Here is a 15058-nt window from a genome sequence, read left to right as displayed (position 1 = left end):
CTTGGGTTCTTCGGATTCGACCCTTTTGCGAGCCCTATGCCGTCGCTTTTCAAACGCTCTCTACTGCCCAAGCTGCGCAGTTTTCCGCTGACCGTCGATGCGGTCTCCGTCCTTTCTGGCGCTGCCGAGTTTCGTCGTTGCCTGCTGGAGAAAATTGCCCAGGCGACCCAGCGCATTTACATCGTCGCGCTTTACCTGCAACACGACGAAGCTGGCCAGGAAATCCTCGATGCCTTGCACGCCGCCAAAGCTGCGCGTCCGGAACTGGACGTGGTGGTGGTGGTTGACTGGCTGCGGGCGCAGCGCGGATTGATCGGTGCCGGCAAGCAGCCGGGCAACTCGGCGTGGTATCAGCAGCAAACCCGCGAGCACGCCAGCGAAGTGCCGGTGTATGGCGTGCCGGTGCAGACCCGCGAGCTGTTCGGCGTGTTGCACCTCAAAGGCTTCGTGATCGATGACTGCGTGATCTACAGTGGCGCCAGCCTGAACAACGTCTATCTGCACAAGTTCGACAAATACCGTTTCGACCGTTATCACCTGTTGCGCAACCGCGCGCTGGCCGATTCCATGCAGCATCTGGTTCAGCATGGGCTGATCGCTTCCAAGGCCGTGCACCGTCTCGATCTGCCGAACCTGCCGACCACCCGCAGTCTGCGCAACGACATCGGCGACCTGCGCAGCCGCTTCAAGCACGCCGCCTACGACACCACGGCCGGTACGCTGGCCAAGGATGGTCTGTCAGTGAGCCCATTGCTCGGGGTCGGTAAAAACAATGCATTGAGCCGGGTGATCTGTGAGCTGATTGCCAGCGCCCAGCATCAGCTGACCATCTGCACGCCGTATTTCAACCTGCCGTTACCGGTGACCCGTGAAATCAACCGGGCACTGGCACGCGGGGTAAAGATCGATATCATTGTCGGCGACAAGACCGCCAACGACTTCTACATTCCGCCGAACGAGCCGTTCAAGGTGATCGCAGCGTTACCGTATCTCTACGAAATCAGCCTGCGACGCTTCGCCAAGCGCCATCAGCGGGTGATCGACAGCGGTCAGTTGAACCTGCATCTGTGGCGCGACGGCGACAACACCTATCACCTCAAAGGCATGTGGATCGACGAGCGCTACACCTTGTTGACCGGCAATAACCTGAATCCGCGAGCGTTCCGTCTGGACCTGGAAAACGCTTTGCTGATCGATGATCCCAAAAGTGAATTGCAGGAACCCCGTCGCAGTGAGCTGGCGGAGATTTTCCGCAATACCAGCCGCATCGAGCGCTATCAGCAACTGGAAACCTTGCTGGAGTACCCGGCAGCGGTGAGTAAGTTTCTGCGTCGGGTCAGTCGGGTGCGGATCGAACGTTTGCTCTATCGCATCCTATAACCGAAAACGCAAAAGCCCCGTCACATGGACGGGGCTTTTATTTGAAGCGTGCAGCTTAAAACTTGAAGCGGCTTTTAGAACACTACGCCTTGGCTACGCAGGTAGTCATCGTAAGTGCCGCTGAAGTCGATCACACCGCTTGGGCTCAGCTCGATGATTCGAGTGGCCAGGGACGATACGAACTCACGGTCGTGGCTGACGAAGATCAGCGTGCCCGGGTAGTTTTCCAGCGCCAGGTTCAGCGCTTCGATGGATTCCATGTCCAGGTGGTTAGTCGGTTCGTCCATGATCAGCACGTTCGGCTTTTGCAGGATCAGCTTGCCGAACAGCATGCGACCTTGCTCACCACCGGAGATCACCTTCACCGACTTGAGGATCTCGTCGTTGGAGAACAGCATGCGGCCCAGGGTGCCGCGAACCACTTGCTCGCCTTCCTTGGTCCAGCGGCCCATCCAGTCGAACAGGTTGGATTCGTCTTCGAAGTCCGACGCATGATCCTGGGCGTAGTAGCCCAGTTCGGCCGCTTCGGTCCACTTGACGGTACCTGCGTCCGGAGTCAGTTCGTTGACCAGGGTGCGCAACAGGGTGGTCTTGCCGATCCCGTTCGGACCGATGATCGCCACGCGCTCGCCGGCTTCAACGGTGAAGCTGAAGTCCTTGAACAGGGTCTTACCGTCAAAGCCCTTGGCCATACGCTCGACAATCACTGCCTGGCGATGGAGCTTTTTGGTCTGGTCGAAGCGGATGAACGGGCTGACGCGGCTCGACGGCTTGACTTCGGCCAACTGGATCTTGTCGATCTGCTTGGCGCGGGAGGTTGCCTGCTTGGCTTTCGAGGCGTTGGCCGAGAAGCGGCTGACGAACGATTGCAGTTCCGAGATTTGCGCTTTCTTCTTGGCGTTGTCCGAGAGCAGTTGCTCGCGGGACTGGGTCGCCACGGTCATGTACTCGTCATAGTTGCCCGGGAACAGGCGCAGCTCGCCGTAGTCCAGGTCAGCCATGTGGGTGCAGACGCTGTTCAGGAAGTGTCTATCGTGGGAGATGATGATCATCAGGCTGCTGCGCTGGGTCAGAATGTTTTCCAGCCAGCGGATGGTGTTGATGTCCAGGTGGTTCGTCGGTTCGTCGAGCAGCAGGACTTCCGGATCGGAGAACAGTGCCTGAGCCAGCAGAACGCGGAGTTTCCAGCCGGGCGAGACTTCGCTCATCGGGCCATTGTGTTGCTCAATGCCGATACCCAGGCCCAGCAGCAATTCACCGGCGCGGGATTCGGCGGTGTAGCCGTCCATCTCGGCGAATTCGGTTTCCAGCTCGGCGACGGCCATGCCGTCTTCTTCAGTCATTTCCGGCAGCGAGTAGATGCGGTCGCGCTCGGCCTTGACCTTCCACAGCTCTTCGTGACCCATGATCACGGTGTCGAGCACGCTGAATTCTTCGTAGGCGAACTGGTCCTGGCGCAGTTTACCCAGACGCACGTTCGGCTCGAGCATGACCTGGCCGCCGGACGGATCGAGGTCGCTGCCGAGGATTTTCATGAAGGTCGACTTGCCGCAACCGTTGGCGCCGATCAGGCCATAGCGGTTACCCGCACCAAATTTGACCGAAACGTTTTCGAACAACGGCTTGGCGCCGAACTGCATCGTGATATTTGCTGTAGAGATCAATTACCTTACCTTTCAATAGCTTAGGTTGCGCTTTTTGGGGCTGGGACCAATTTGGGACCAATTTGGAGTTTTTCCAGTTCACTCCAATCTGAGCTTGAGTTGATCCAACGCGCATAAGTAGACAGCAACATCTGCACGCTATGGCCGAGTTGCTGGGAAATGAATGCGGGGTTCATGCCAGACATAATGCATATTGTCGCATAGGTGTGACGACAGTTGTATGGCGGCCTGTGTCGCAATCCCAAGGCTTTCAGGGTCGGTTTCCACTGCTTGTGTAGGTCAGACGTCTGTCTCACATACTCGCTGTTCTTTGATGGCGGAAAGATGAAGGGGGTTTCCAGGATCTTTCCTGCCCCTTTTTTCCGACGTTCTGCATACTTTTTGGCGAACTCCAAGGCGTGCAATGCTCGCTCGTTGAGCAGAACAAAGCGATCGCCACCAGTTTTTGTGCGCTCCACCACTTCCCCCAGGGCAATCCCGCGACAGACGTGGGCAGTCCTTTTCTCCATGCTCACTGCATCCCACCGCAAGGCCAGGGCCTCAGATAGACGTAGGCCCGTGAAAAAAACAAACTCGAAAAATGCCGCGTAGATGGTGCTAGGCCAGTGTTCGTGCTGGTACATCTTCGCGATGATGACGTTGGCTTCGTCCAGGCTGAAGGGATCAATCTCTTTTCTGCTTCGCTTTGGAAGCTCAAGCGGGGCTGCTGGGTTCTTCGCCAAGAGCTCTTCGGACACCGCTGATTTGAGGATGGTCGAAAGCTTGACCAGGGCATTGCGCTTTACCGCTGGCGACGACCATTTGATGCCGGCCATCGTGCGGCGCAAGAGGGTGGTGGTGATCAGATCAATCCGGACCAGCGCGAGGGACGGCATCCAGTACAGGTTCAGGGCTCCCTTGTACCCGAGCTTTGTCCCACCAACAATTTCGCGGCTGTCCAACCAGAGCTGGGCATACTCACCAAAATTGATTTTCCCGCCGGCGACGTTGATAGACCCAGGGAAGAGCTCGGCGTACTTGTCGTCGTCGAGCAACCCAAGCTTGATCAGGCTGTTTACCTGATCACTAATCTGTGCGGCTGATTTGATGCCTTTCTGTGTCGGGGGATAGGGGAGCGTTTCACTGCGCCTGGTGCCGTTCCACATAAAGCGGATGCGGATTGAGCCGTGGTGGATGTCCATTCCTGCGGGCAAACCCACTGACTTTCGAGCCATTCGTGATATCTCCTGATGCTGTAGAGGATCCTGCTTCCGTGCTTGTTCCAAACTCCGAGGGGGATTTGGTTTCGTGCACGCTTCGAGCGCAAGGCTGCGATGGTGGTGCCGAGAATTTCGGCCATCTTTGCCTCGGGCACCTTGTCGCCCATGATGCTGTCGTCGAGTTGTTCGGCTGCTGCCATGGTGATGCTCCATGCCGCGCGTGGCGGCAGAAGGTGGTTATTCGGTGGTGGGTACTGCCTGGGCAGAACCATCGAGGTTGCGATGGGGGGCGTAGTTTTTGAGAAATGGCACGTCCCTAACTTGGCGATATCCCTCGATATGCTTTCGGAGCCGCTGATTCTCGGTCGTCAGCCTGTTGATTTCGTCTGCTGACTGCTGGTGCAGCGTCATATCTGTGGCAAGCGGGCTGCTCCGATGCGCCCGGTCGTATTTTTCAATGCGTTTCTGGAGCCGGACCAGTAGCGGTCGGCCGTCGAGTACGTGAGGCATGAGTGTTCCTCTCCCGCCGTTCACCGGCAGGCCGTTCTGTTTGTGGTGAATTCAGAAGCGTCTTATAGAGATGAGTCTTGTGGTGAACTCAGAAAGGTCCTATAGGCGCTGAGTCGGTAGCTGGCTAAGGTGTGGTCGTTTGTTCGGAGCCGATGGATCTTTGCTGGTTCATGGATGGCGTGGCCATACATGCTGAGCGAGCTCTTATCTGGCGGAATGATCAGAACCCAGGCAGTCCTATAGAAGATGAGAGTGTGTTCGCGTGAACGATTTCACCGATTGGTTGCAGATGCTGATCTGCGTGGCTGTCTTCGCTTGGTATTGCTGTCAAAAGCCAGAGCAACGGTAGTAATCGAATATCCGGCATGATTTGGTTGTCCTCTGGCGCATTCGCGGTGGGGTTTATGACTGCGTGGCCGGCGGCGCGCAGCCTAGCGGTCATGGTCGCGAAGACCGGGAAGTTCTGGAGGCGCAGACCGCCGCGAACGTGTGTCGGTAGACTTCATCACCGTGGCCCCGTGTAGATGAGCTAGGCCGTGTAGGCTAGGGCTGGGAGGATCATGTGGTCACCTTCCTTGCCCACCAGCAAACTGGACCGTCGTCGGTGTCATGGATCGACAAGATGAACCAGCCTTCACCATCTGGCTTGGTCGGCTCCCAGCCCTCGGCGTCGTAGTCGCCTTTCGCGGCCCACTTGTCATAGTCGTCTGCTGAAAGGTCGCCCTCCAACATGATCGGCTTTCTCTCCATGCCTTGAGCTGCGAACCATGCATTGATGGTTTCGCCAGACTCACCTTCTCCCCACACCGGCAGGTCGGGGTGAGTCCAATTCCCGCAGTTATCGCGTGTCACTTCTTTCGGTTCGATCAAAACGCTTTCTACGGCATGACTGTTCCTTTGCCGCTATAGCGGCTGACTTTGAAGGGGGGTTACTTGGCGATGAGTCGGATGACATCGTTGGGGCAGGAGTTCCAAGAACTGCCCCCCAAAATGACTCTCCTGTGGCCATGCATGCATCGCCTAACGCAGCTTGCTGTAGCGTTTCAGGTTGTCGTGGGTGCGGTATTTCCCGCACAGGTCACGGTATTCGGTTGAGAGGTGGGGGGGACGTGCTTGGGGGTTGGTCGGAGCGGCGTCTCATCGACCTGGCGGAAATAGCACTTGTGGGCTATCTCTTATGCTGGATGCGAGATTTGATAGCATTACGCCTCTATACCCCCGATTGATGAATTATCGGCAGCTTAATCTCTTTGTATGGTGGGTCTATGCACCAGAACATTATTTTGATTTTTTCGATTCTCGTGTTAGCTGCTTGTGCTCCGTTGGATAATACTAAGACACATTTGTCAGAAGAAGAAATAACTGCAATAAACGCTACGACTCCTGTGGGTGTGCAGAGAGAAGTTGCGAATAGCGGTGTTTTAAAGGCGATAGAAGAGGCCAATGCGGTTTGTAGTAAGGTAATAGGAGATAAAGAGATTTTATCGGGGAAAAGATCTTCGAGGTCGCTATGGATATCGCTCGGGGGACTGGTATCTGGGTCTATTATTGCACCGGTATTGTTAAGCGCAAATGCGGCCGCAAACGCGTCCTGGATTGCAGCTTTCAGCAGCGCGGGTGGTGCTGCTAACGTAGCTAATCAGACGATAGGTGATGCTGGTTTTAGTGGGGCCGAAGACGCTAAAATAATAAATGATATTAGCACTAAAGTTAAATCTAAAATGGATATCGCCTTGAACGAGACTAATACTAGCAAGGCTCGTTATGACGCAGCAATCGAAGCAAAAAATGAATGTATTTATTATCCGCGTTATGTGTATACCCTTACTAAAGCTAAGTAATTACATGTCTGAACGGAGACGCTTATTTCGGATTCGCTCCGGTCATGTAGCGGAGCCCCCCAAGGTAAACTTGGCCGCAGCGCCCCGCTGCGTCGTCGAGCCCCGCTTTAAACTCCAAGGCAGTCGACTCGCGGCGGGTGCAGTCGTGCCAGTTGTCGCCGGCGGGGTTGATCTTGGCCGGGCAGGCCAGTCATGGGGCCGCTGAGGTAGGTGGGCTTCATGCTTCCACCTTTGGCGTGTAGGTCAGCGTGCCGTCGAGGATCGCTTCCTTGATGGTGTTGAACTCCCAGGCGTTGTACTGGGAGTCGACGTAGACACGCATACCCTTCGGGTAATCGTGCTTCTTGCGACGGATGTAGGCGTCCGCTGCGTCCTTGGTTTTCAGTGGCCATGGCCAATCCTCATGAGGTGCTACGATGCGGTCACCTCAACAGGATCACCACATGACCAAGCACGATATTTATGACGAGCACGAAGGCTTTCGGCTCTGGAATTACATGGAGTGCGAAACACTGGAGAGTGGCCAGGAAGTCTGGCGAATCAACGTCGAGGTGAAACGCGTTGATGAGGTGGTGATTCCGGTTGTGGCGGGTCACCAGACTTACCCTGACCGTGGGCTGGCGCAGGTTGCTGGTCGGGAGCTTGGGGCGAAGCTGGTGACGGCGCTACCTCGCTGAGATCGACTACAGTTGATCGATCAGCCAAGAGGAGAAACTCATGGAATGCTTGATTTGCAATGAGTCTGTATCGGACGTCGATACCGGTGGCGATTTCGTGGAGATAGATTGTCCGGAATGTGGCCACTACCGGGTCACCCGCACCGCGCTTGCCTTGATGGTAACCCACGACTGGCACTTCAACGTAGAACAGACTCGGGCATGGATCGTATCCCAGCAGGGCTCTGAATCGATCCCAACCATTGACTCGGAGTTGGTTAGCGTTCTGATTTAGGGTTAAGCGGCCGCCTTCAATGCTTCGATGATTCGTTGTCCGGCCAGCGGCGGTACCGCGTTGCCGGTCATATGCATGGTCAGCCGGTGGTTGTCCGGGCGCAGGGTGTCACCGGGGAAGGACTGAGCGGCCATTGCCTCGTTGGCGGTGATCATGCGCATCCGGTCGCCATCGACAATGGCCCAGCGGTCCAGGGTGGTGATGGTGCCGATCGGGCGGTCCAGGCTGCGGCCCGTCATACCAGAGCCACGCCCGTAGTAGGGCATCACGAATCGTTCGCCAAAGGCCTTTCGGCCATTTTTGACCCGGCTCAAGGTGGCTTCTGCCCGTCCCGCTTTCTCGATCAGGGACCACTTGCCCGCCTCGAAATCGATTATCGACCTGGCCGGCACATGTTGTTGCTGCTGGAGCTGTAGGTGAAGTGGTGCCTTGCTGCGGGTGCAGACCATGAACAGGCGAACTCGATGTTGTGGCACGCCGAGATCGGCACAGTCGACGATGTGCGGAGCCAACTGATAGCCGAGACGGCGCATGGCATCGGTCCAGGCTGGATAGAGCGTCCAGTTCATGAAGCCCGGGACGTTCTCCACCACCCAGGCGTCCTGACGCAGGGCTTCTGCGGCGGATACGACTGCCCATGCCGTTGATCTCGATGAGTCGTGCTGCGGGTTACCATTCTCCTTGCCGCGCGCTGGCGTGTGTCCATGGCAGCAGGGAGACGCGAGGCCGACATCAGTCTTAGGCACCTCGCACCAATTGGCTTGGTGCAGATCCTGGCAAACGTGCTTCGTATCCGGGTTGTTCGCGGTGTGCCACTTCACCGCTTCCGGCCAGTGGTTTGCTGCCCAAAGTACTTTCAATCCGGCTTCTACGCCGCCGCGTGTCCATCCGCCAAAACCGGAAAATAAATCAATTGCTGTGAACATAGGGGATCCCCGCCGGTTGGCGTGATTCGAGTTTGTGGGCTATTGGTTGATGTCCCGGCATGAGGCCGGAAGGAGATCGATGTGAGCGAACAATTAGAAGGGCTGGAACCGATTGATTACGTTCATCCAAATGGCACCAAGGCGACTATAACGTTCAGACGTACGACATTGCGTGATCCGAATCAGATCCGAATTGATGTGTCGTTCATTGATAGCGCTATTAAGGGATTCAATAACGAAACCAAGTACAGCAACCTAAAGGAGGCACGTAGTAGAGGCATTAAGCTTGCTACTGATTGGGTCGATAATTGGAAAGACTGACCTGCGCGGCGACCTCGACCCTTAATGCAATAGGTGAGGATGGGTCAGGCCGCCTGCTCAACCTTCGCCAGCGGCCACTCCGCAAATCCAACCTTCGGCGCCTTCGTCTTCGGGTTGATGATCGGCTTGCCCTTGGCGTCGGTCAGGACTGCCTTGAACCTGATCCGCAAGTCGCGGCATTGAAGCGTCTTGCGGGCAAGCTCGATGAACTGCTCGGCGTACTGCGGTGCGTCGAACAGCGGTGAGAGCTGGCGAACCGTATCCCCCCATAATCTGCTCGGTCTTCCTTTCGACCATGGCCAGCCACTCAACGAGCGGGATTTGCTCGACGCCGCCTGGCGCCTGAAGATTCTAGCGGGTGCCTTTTGTGCGCTTCTTGGCTTCAGCCAGGGCGACAGCGCGGGTCATGCCAAACACTGCAAATGTGCTCATAACGCACCTTCCTTTGAAGTGAACAGGGATAGTTGGTTATCGATCCATCGAGAGGGCACGTTCTGCTTGTCGAGCTCGTGTTGAATGCGTGCTCGAGCGATCGCCGCGTACTGCTCGTCGATTTCGCAGCCAATGAACTTGAAGCCCTCGCGCATCGCCGCCTTGCCGGTGCTGCCCGAACCCATGAATGGATCGAGCAGGGTGCCGCCCGGCGGTGTGACCAGGCGTAACAGGTAGGCCATCAAGTCAGTCGGCTTCACCGTCGGGTGTGTGTTGCCCGTGGTGGCAGTGTTCTCGACCTTGCGCAGGGTGTTGCCCCGCTTGAACTGAGGTCCTGGATTGATCAGGCCTTCGTGCCGATCGGCACGACTCGTCTTTGCGCAGTAGAAGAAGCGAGCGGCGCTGCCGGTGTCGCCGTGAAATGCTCCGGCCACTCGATCGCGCTTGCCAGTGATCTTGCCGGCACTTGCCGCGCTGGCCTCGCTACCGCGCACCGGTGCGCTGGCGCCGGCTTCAGCTGGAAACATCGCCACCACGCAGTCACTTCCGTCATGAATCAAGTTCGCTGGCCAGCGCCCGGCCTTTCTCTCACCAGTGAACTCTGCGTCCTGCTTCCATCTGCCGTTTTCATTGATGCGATGACCTGGTGCCATGCGCTTTTGGGTGTATTGGCCGCCGGCGGCATCCGGTCCGTGAATTCGGCAGGCATCTACGTTGATTGGCCCTGTGCCGTGTTTAAGCGCATTCGCCGCCACAGTGCCGATCAGCGGCTTGCGGGCCATGCAGATTGGTTCGTGAGCGGGCTTGAGTGCGGTACCCCAGCCTTCGTGCTCGCCCTTCAGATTGTGCGACTTGGGGAAGCCCGAGCCGAATACCCACATGATCTGGTCGCGGATCTCGAAGCCCGCCATCTCAATGCCGACCGCCATGTGGTGGTAGGTGCGCGCTGCGGCGAAGGACAGTAGGTGTCCGCCAGGCTTGAGTACCCGAAGCGCTTCTGTTGCCCACTCTAAGGTGAAGGACTGGAAGGCCCGCATACCGCCGGGTGTCAGGTCGTACTTACCGGCCTCGGCCGCAACCGATCGGTGTCCGCCATTTGGCCCGCACGCCGAAGCGTGCGACGGCATGCTGGCACGGTAAGCGGCGCGGTCTTCGATGTCCCGGCCATCCCAGCTCTTGCCCATGAACCGAATCCCGTAGGGCGGATCGGTCACGACGCTGTCGACTGAGTTGTCTGGCATCTGCTGCATCAGCTCCAGGCAGTCGCCGACCAGTATTTGGTGGGAAGGGGTCATAAGTGATTTCCAGTCAGGCGCCGCCCTCCGTGACCGGATGCGACAGTGGGGTGGGTGGTGTATTCCTGGTTGGTCTACGCTTTGGGCTAAATCTCAATGGCCACTGCTCGAAAGGACTCATATGAAATTCAATATCATTGCCTTGGGCCTGCTCGCTGTTTTGGCGGGCTGCACAACTGCTGGCCCATATGTCACCAACATCTCAAGTGACGGGCGTAACGGTCTGAATATCGAGAGGTGCGCTGTGAAGATGAATGCCTTCATGGGTACTGTGAGCACCACTGAATGCACGACTCAGAATTTGCAGCTCAGCCGAGGCAACTGATTGCAGGTATGGCGTTCAGGGTGCGAAGTGCTCGTCGCCCGGGTCTTTGCGCAGTTCGCGCAAACTCTCATTCAAGAAAGTGCGCGACACGTTTTCGCTAAACACGATTTCGTGTCGCGGAATGCGCAGGTACTTTGCAGAGCCAGTCGGGCCGGCCGCATGCGCGCACAGAACCAGCAGTTCAATCACATGCTTCTGGCTGGCCCCATGCAGGCTTTCGGCGAGCTCATTCAGCAGATCAAGAACGCCAGGCCTGACGTGATGCCGAATCAGTCCAGGCGATGACGACGGAAGTTCAACTGCGGCCTGCGATAGTGCCGCAACCGGGTCAGCATTTAAGATCAGCAGTTGCAACGCCTCGCCGGCTTCCTCGATTTTGTTCCAACGCATCAGATCGGCCAGCATCTGCGTGATGCCATCGCGAACTTTGTGGCGCAGCTCCACTTCCTGCTTTGCCAGCCGCTTCAGCGCCGCCTTGGCAGAGCGCGTCCTTCCATCCATCGCCATGGCCTACCTCTTCGATTCCGCTGGCCGGCAGGTCCAGCCAAGGCTGCCGGCGTCGTTGATTTACTGCTCGTCTCATTTTGCTCATGCCGCGGCGTTCACCAGGGTTACGCCGGCCATGCTGAAAAGCGAACCTTGTTGAGCAACCAGGGCGTCGAGCTTGTCCCAGTTCACAGTCAGTACGCTGAGCGGGGCGAGGCCACCGGCAACGGCGTGCACCAGCGCTTCCAGGTCCGTAACTTCCGCGCGGTAGGTCACCGGCTTTGCTGTCGTCGCAACGGGCTTTGCAATCGCTGCAACAGCTGGAGCGGATCTCACCGGGGTGGGCGTCGGTGCTGGTTGTGCGGGTGCTGGCTCGATGACCGGTTTCGCTTCATCCGCAATCCGCTGCAACTCTTCCATACGGATCCGCTCGCGCTGTGCATCTTCTTTGTCGGCCTCGGCTTTCTGATGCTCCGAGATTCGCACCTTGATCAGCGCGACCAGGTCGTCATTGGCCTTGAGGACTAGCTGCTGGACGTCGTTGAACAGGAACATGTAATCGGCGGCGAGCTCGACCAAGCTGGCCAAGTTGGCGCGGATGCTGTCGCCGATCTGGCTTGCTGCGATCTTCGCCCGGGCTAGCTCGGAGTCGGCGGCATCGCGCAGGCTGCTGATGGACTTCTTGCCCTTGATGGCGCCGGCGAAGTCCGCCGGTACCGCTGGCATGCGAGCCTTGCCGCCCAGTGATGCGTTGATCTGGTCAATGTGGGTTTGCAGCAATTTGGCCGCATCCATGACGATGTCTTCGCGGATGCTGACCTTGCGAGCCTTCACCAGTTTGTCGAGCATCAGGCGCTTAGCGCGAGCCTCGGCGCTGATCTCGTCGATAGTGCGGAAGAGGGCGTCGATACTTTCGGTTTGGCTCAGTGCATGCTGCTTGGCCGCTGCCAGACGCTCTTCGACATCGCCACACCATTTGACCGTCTTCTCGGCGTCGGCGAAGTGTTGGTCTGTCTCAAGGTTGGTGTTGATCGCATCGAAGACGGCCAGTGAGTGAGCCTTGAACTGCTCCAGGTTGCTGGCGGTGACCATGCCGGTAACTTCGATGCGTAGTGCAGGCAGGCTTTCAGGCGTCTTACCGACGGCCTCAGGCAGTACCTCGGCAGGTGTGAAGTCGAGCAAGTCGGCTTGGAACTGCTTCCACCCGGCAACGAGCGTTGCGGCGCGACCCGGTGCCGGCGTGTATTCCATCGACACGAAATTGTTCTCAGTGCCGTCGGAACAAACGAAGATCACTTTCTCCGCGCCGCTCACCAGCAACTGCTGCTCAAGCTGCCAGTAGTAGTGCGGGTCTAGCGTGCCGGCGAGTACGTCATCGGCGAGCTGCTCATTCCACATTTTGTGCTCGAACAGTGTTTCGCCGAGCATGGTGCAGCCGTCAAGCGAGGCGAGCAGATCACCTTCGGTACCGACAACAGGGAACAGGTCTTCGCCGATGCGCGCTTCCAAGATTGGTCGAGCCATGGCTTCGGCTTCATGCCCCTTGTCGAACAGGTACTTCTGCACCCACCACGACACATCGCGGTCGAGGCCAGTCTTCTTAGCGTGGAGCAACTCGGTGCGCTTCATCTGCTTCGACGCGCCCATCATCGCCGGTGCCTCGGAGGCGGTGAAGTAGTTGGCGCGGAGCGCATGCCAGGCTTCGGAGCCTTGGATTACGGAATGAATTTTCAAGATGCGTCTCCTTCTTGTGATGGCGCGATGATTGCGAGGATGGTTTTTTTCTGGTGCTCGGTTAGAGAGGCCTTAAGCCCGAGCATCACGACGATGTGGTCAGCTGTCTTTTGTCCGCTCAGAATCATGGCGACCCACTTGGGGAAGTTCTCGGAGAACTTTTCGGGGGGATAAGGGGGAAGTGCTTTAGGCTCCGGCGGCAAGGTCTCAGCGGGAGGCGCCCCCGAATTCCCGTCATCGTCGTCATCGGTCGTGGTGACGTTGAAAATCATCTGGGTCAGGTATCGACGGCCGTAGCTGATCGTCGAGCCGTTCGCCTGCACACCGGTTTTGTTTGTCTTCCCGCCAGAACCTGCGGCATCGATCGGCAGGTCGAGCTGGTAAAGCTTTGTATGGCCACCGGCGTGCATGCAGTCGCAGGTGACGCGGAGATGGCCAGGCAGCCGGGAATCGGCGGTGCCGAAGGACAGCGAGAAACCTTCCTCGGTGAAGATCGGACTGATCGCCCGGTCGATGTCTTCGAGTCTGGCGTAGGTGCTGGCCGTGTGCTTGTTGAGCGCATTGCGTGTCACCGGCTTGATTCGCTTTTGCGCGTTGACCATTGCGACACTGAATGCCGCCGAAGCCTGGCGGTCGACGTGACGCTCATGCATCTGCATCAGCCGCTCCATGTTGCCGACGTCGACATTCGGAGTGGCAGCAACCTGCATGATCACGGACATGATGCTGGCAGCGTCATTAGCTTGAGCAGCAACCGCAGTTGCGTTGGTGGGCGGCCGGTGTTGGTCTATGGTGGTGACCACGGTCGCCTCGATAGGCTCCATGGCCTGGTCGAGTTTGCGTACTTGGGGCACGGGGAGTCCTCGCCGCGCCACGCGCAGCCTTGAAATGTGTGGTTATTGGGTGGCGCGATTTGCGAAGGTGGTAAGCAGCATCGCGGCAGTACAGAGGGCGAGAGCAGTGAACGAGCTCCGCCAGAAGAAGATGCGGTGGAAACGCTGGCGGGTCGTCATGCAGACTCAACCAAAGATAGAAGGCGCTCGCCCAGCAGTATCTTGGCAGAGACCTGTTCCTTCGTTACACCGGCGATCCGTGCGACCTCAGAAAGCGGCAGACCTTCACGTCGAAGCTTCGCGCAGCGCTTGGCCAGGTGTTGGCCGCGCAGATGTGCGCCGTGGCCGCTCATTGCTCACGTTCCAACTGAGCGACCCGGTAACGCAGCACCTGTAGGACGCGACCGCCATAGCCCGGCTCGGCGTATTGCTCGACTGGCGCACCGAAGAAGCCGCGCCGTTCGGCCAGGCCATAGGCCTCTCGCAAGTTGTGCGCTGTGATGTCTTCGAGCTGTTCGTCGATCAGCGTTTTGACTGGTGATGTGGTCATCATGCCTCCTGGCGCCGCTGGCAGATGTCGCGCAGCCGCTTGCAGTAGTGGTTGAACTCTTCGGTGGTGATCGCCCCGTCGGTGAAAAGGCGAGTGATGAGTGATTGCACCAGGAGGCTGATGTCCTCCTGGCCTACTGGTTCGGCAACACCGTCGAGGGCCTGGTCGATCAGAATGTGCGGGCTCAAAATCCGCATTCCTGCTCGAGTCGATCGCTCTCACGTTTTGCGTCACGGTATTCGTTGGCATGCACCGCGATCAGGCCGACTGCCATGGAACGGACAGTGAGCGGGTCGCCGCCAACTGCGCGGACCGCCCAGCGATGCAACAAGCTGTCGTCCTCTCGCCCGACCAGCTCGATCAAGATCTTCTCGATGCAACGGTCTGGATCAGATTGCGCGGCCATGTGATCTGCCAGGACCTCAGGCAAGTGGTCGGCATTTACCAGAACAACGTTGCGGCCAACCGGGGTTGGCGCCTCCACATTGCGCTGACTCAACAGGTCATCCACAGACTCAGCCAGCCAATCCTGACCAGCCTGAGTTTCGAGAAAGTCGTCTTCGGGGATTGGCTTGCGCAGTGCTGACATGGTCGGCTCCAAAGTGGCGGGT

19 protein-coding genes are annotated in these 15058 nt (G+C 57.8%); 5 read left to right on the top strand and 14 right to left on the bottom strand.

Annotation, left to right across the window (positions count from 1 at the left end):
• Positions 1-36: 36 nt before the first annotated feature.
• Positions 37-1380, top strand: coding sequence for a CDP-diacylglycerol--serine O-phosphatidyltransferase (pssA, locus tag ACIPIN_RS02195; RefSeq protein WP_401114622.1), 1344 nt, complete (start codon positions 37-39; stop codon positions 1378-1380).
• 74 nt (positions 1381-1454) lie between these two features.
• Here the strand turns inward: pssA and ACIPIN_RS02190 are convergent, their stop codons facing one another.
• From ACIPIN_RS02190 to ACIPIN_RS02175, 4 genes are all read right to left on the bottom strand, one after another.
• Positions 1455-3044, bottom strand: a complete 1590-nt coding sequence (locus ACIPIN_RS02190; protein WP_401114619.1) for an ABC-F family ATPase — start codon at positions 3042-3044, stop codon at positions 1455-1457.
• A 20-nt stretch (positions 3045-3064) separates the two neighbouring features.
• The gene (locus ACIPIN_RS02185) at positions 3065-4258 is read right to left on the bottom strand and encodes a tyrosine-type recombinase/integrase (RefSeq protein ID WP_401114617.1); all 1194 of its coding nucleotides are present in this window, start codon (positions 4256-4258) and stop codon (positions 3065-3067) included.
• A gap of 222 nt (positions 4259-4480) precedes the next feature.
• Positions 4481-4753, bottom strand: a complete 273-nt coding sequence (locus ACIPIN_RS02180) for a hypothetical protein (RefSeq protein WP_401114615.1) — start codon at positions 4751-4753, stop codon at positions 4481-4483.
• 558 nt (positions 4754-5311) lie between these two features.
• Complete coding sequence (locus ACIPIN_RS02175) at positions 5312-5623, bottom strand: hypothetical protein (protein ID WP_401114612.1); 312 nt, start codon at positions 5621-5623, stop codon at positions 5312-5314.
• A 395-nt stretch (positions 5624-6018) separates the two neighbouring features.
• Between ACIPIN_RS02175 and ACIPIN_RS02170 the strand changes: the two genes are divergently transcribed.
• Positions 6019-6594: a hypothetical protein gene (locus ACIPIN_RS02170; RefSeq protein WP_401114611.1), complete on the top strand. Its 576-nt coding sequence runs from the start codon at positions 6019-6021 to the stop codon at positions 6592-6594.
• 443 nt (positions 6595-7037) lie between these two features.
• A complete protein-coding gene (locus tag ACIPIN_RS02165) occupies positions 7038-7271 on the top strand; it encodes a hypothetical protein (protein ID WP_401114608.1) in 234 nt (77 codons plus the stop codon).
• Positions 7272-7547: 276 nt separating this feature from the next.
• On the opposite strand, the gene ACIPIN_RS02160 is transcribed toward ACIPIN_RS02165, so the two are convergent.
• Entirely contained in the window at positions 7548-8471 is a 924-nt protein-coding gene (locus ACIPIN_RS02160; RefSeq protein ID WP_401114605.1) for a DNA cytosine methyltransferase, read from the bottom strand.
• 81 nt (positions 8472-8552) lie between these two features.
• Here ACIPIN_RS02160 and ACIPIN_RS02155 point away from each other — a divergent pair, with 81 nt between their 5' ends.
• Positions 8553-8792 (top strand): hypothetical protein, encoded by a 240-nt coding sequence (locus ACIPIN_RS02155; RefSeq protein ID WP_401114602.1) that lies wholly within the window; start codon positions 8553-8555, stop codon positions 8790-8792.
• 44 nt (positions 8793-8836) lie between these two features.
• On the opposite strand, the gene ACIPIN_RS02150 is transcribed toward ACIPIN_RS02155, so the two are convergent.
• Positions 8837-9103 (bottom strand): hypothetical protein, encoded by a 267-nt coding sequence (locus ACIPIN_RS02150; RefSeq protein WP_401114600.1) that lies wholly within the window; start codon positions 9101-9103, stop codon positions 8837-8839.
• A 117-nt stretch (positions 9104-9220) separates the two neighbouring features.
• Entirely contained in the window at positions 9221-10519 is a 1299-nt protein-coding gene (locus ACIPIN_RS02145; RefSeq protein WP_401114598.1) for a DNA-methyltransferase, read from the bottom strand.
• 121 nt (positions 10520-10640) lie between these two features.
• On the opposite strand from ACIPIN_RS02145, the gene ACIPIN_RS02140 reads away from it, so the two are divergent.
• Complete coding sequence (locus ACIPIN_RS02140; protein WP_019690129.1) at positions 10641-10844, top strand: hypothetical protein; 204 nt, start codon at positions 10641-10643, stop codon at positions 10842-10844.
• 15 nt (positions 10845-10859) lie between these two features.
• Here the strand turns inward: ACIPIN_RS02140 and ACIPIN_RS02135 are convergent, their stop codons facing one another.
• The 7 genes from ACIPIN_RS02135 to ACIPIN_RS02105 form a co-directional block, all read right to left on the bottom strand.
• Positions 10860-11351 (bottom strand): hypothetical protein, encoded by a 492-nt coding sequence (locus tag ACIPIN_RS02135; protein WP_401114594.1) that lies wholly within the window; start codon positions 11349-11351, stop codon positions 10860-10862.
• An 81-nt stretch (positions 11352-11432) separates the two neighbouring features.
• The gene (locus tag ACIPIN_RS02130) at positions 11433-13064 is read right to left on the bottom strand and encodes a YqaJ viral recombinase family protein (protein ID WP_401114591.1); all 1632 of its coding nucleotides are present in this window, start codon (positions 13062-13064) and stop codon (positions 11433-11435) included.
• Positions 13061-13918, bottom strand: coding sequence for an ERF family protein (locus ACIPIN_RS02125; RefSeq protein ID WP_401114589.1), 858 nt, complete (start codon positions 13916-13918; stop codon positions 13061-13063). The genes ACIPIN_RS02130 and ACIPIN_RS02125 overlap by 4 nt, the downstream gene beginning before the upstream one ends.
• A gap of 155 nt (positions 13919-14073) precedes the next feature.
• Positions 14074-14250 carry a hypothetical protein gene (locus ACIPIN_RS02120; protein WP_401114586.1) on the bottom strand — a complete coding sequence of 59 codons (177 nt, stop codon included), beginning with the start codon at positions 14248-14250 and terminating at the stop codon, positions 14074-14076.
• Positions 14247-14447 carry a hypothetical protein gene (locus ACIPIN_RS02115; RefSeq protein WP_401114584.1) on the bottom strand — a complete coding sequence of 67 codons (201 nt, stop codon included), beginning with the start codon at positions 14445-14447 and terminating at the stop codon, positions 14247-14249. Before ACIPIN_RS02115 ends, ACIPIN_RS02120 begins: the two co-directional genes overlap by 4 nt.
• A complete protein-coding gene (locus ACIPIN_RS02110; protein WP_401114581.1) occupies positions 14447-14635 on the bottom strand; it encodes a hypothetical protein in 189 nt (62 codons plus the stop codon). The genes ACIPIN_RS02115 and ACIPIN_RS02110 overlap by 1 nt, the downstream gene beginning before the upstream one ends.
• A complete protein-coding gene (locus ACIPIN_RS02105; RefSeq protein ID WP_401114579.1) occupies positions 14632-15036 on the bottom strand; it encodes a hypothetical protein in 405 nt (134 codons plus the stop codon). Before ACIPIN_RS02105 ends, ACIPIN_RS02110 begins: the two co-directional genes overlap by 4 nt.
• Positions 15037-15058: the final 22 nt, after the last annotated feature.

The sequence above is a fragment of the Pseudomonas sp. NPDC087697 genome (genome assembly GCF_044743155.1).
In the GTDB taxonomy this organism is placed as follows: domain Bacteria; phylum Pseudomonadota; class Gammaproteobacteria; order Pseudomonadales; family Pseudomonadaceae; genus Aquipseudomonas.
This window is presented reverse-complemented; position numbering and strand designations above follow the sequence as displayed.

Coding starts and splice junctions, on each gene's coding strand:
- ACIPIN_RS02145 (WP_401114598.1), bottom strand. CDS start 10,519: ATGACCCCTTCCCACCAAATACTGGTCGGCGACTGCCTGGAGCTGATG.
- ACIPIN_RS02115 (WP_401114584.1), bottom strand. CDS start 14,447: ATGACCACATCACCAGTCAAAACGCTGATCGACGAACAGCTCGAAGAC.
- ACIPIN_RS02185 (WP_401114617.1), bottom strand. CDS start 4,258: ATGGCTCGAAAGTCAGTGGGTTTGCCCGCAGGAATGGACATCCACCAC.
- ACIPIN_RS02105 (WP_401114579.1), bottom strand. CDS start 15,036: ATGTCAGCACTGCGCAAGCCAATCCCCGAAGACGACTTTCTCGAAACT.
- ACIPIN_RS02170 (WP_401114611.1), top strand. CDS start 6,019: ATGCACCAGAACATTATTTTGATTTTTTCGATTCTCGTGTTAGCTGCT.
- ACIPIN_RS02140 (WP_019690129.1), top strand. CDS start 10,641: ATGAAATTCAATATCATTGCCTTGGGCCTGCTCGCTGTTTTGGCGGGC.
- ACIPIN_RS02165 (WP_401114608.1), top strand. CDS start 7,038: ATGACCAAGCACGATATTTATGACGAGCACGAAGGCTTTCGGCTCTGG.
- pssA (WP_401114622.1), top strand. CDS start 37: ATGCCGTCGCTTTTCAAACGCTCTCTACTGCCCAAGCTGCGCAGTTTT.
- ACIPIN_RS02120 (WP_401114586.1), bottom strand. CDS start 14,250: ATGAGCGGCCACGGCGCACATCTGCGCGGCCAACACCTGGCCAAGCGC.
- ACIPIN_RS02160 (WP_401114605.1), bottom strand. CDS start 8,471: ATGTTCACAGCAATTGATTTATTTTCCGGTTTTGGCGGATGGACACGC.
- ACIPIN_RS02180 (WP_401114615.1), bottom strand. CDS start 4,753: ATGCCTCACGTACTCGACGGCCGACCGCTACTGGTCCGGCTCCAGAAA.
- ACIPIN_RS02135 (WP_401114594.1), bottom strand. CDS start 11,351: ATGGCGATGGATGGAAGGACGCGCTCTGCCAAGGCGGCGCTGAAGCGG.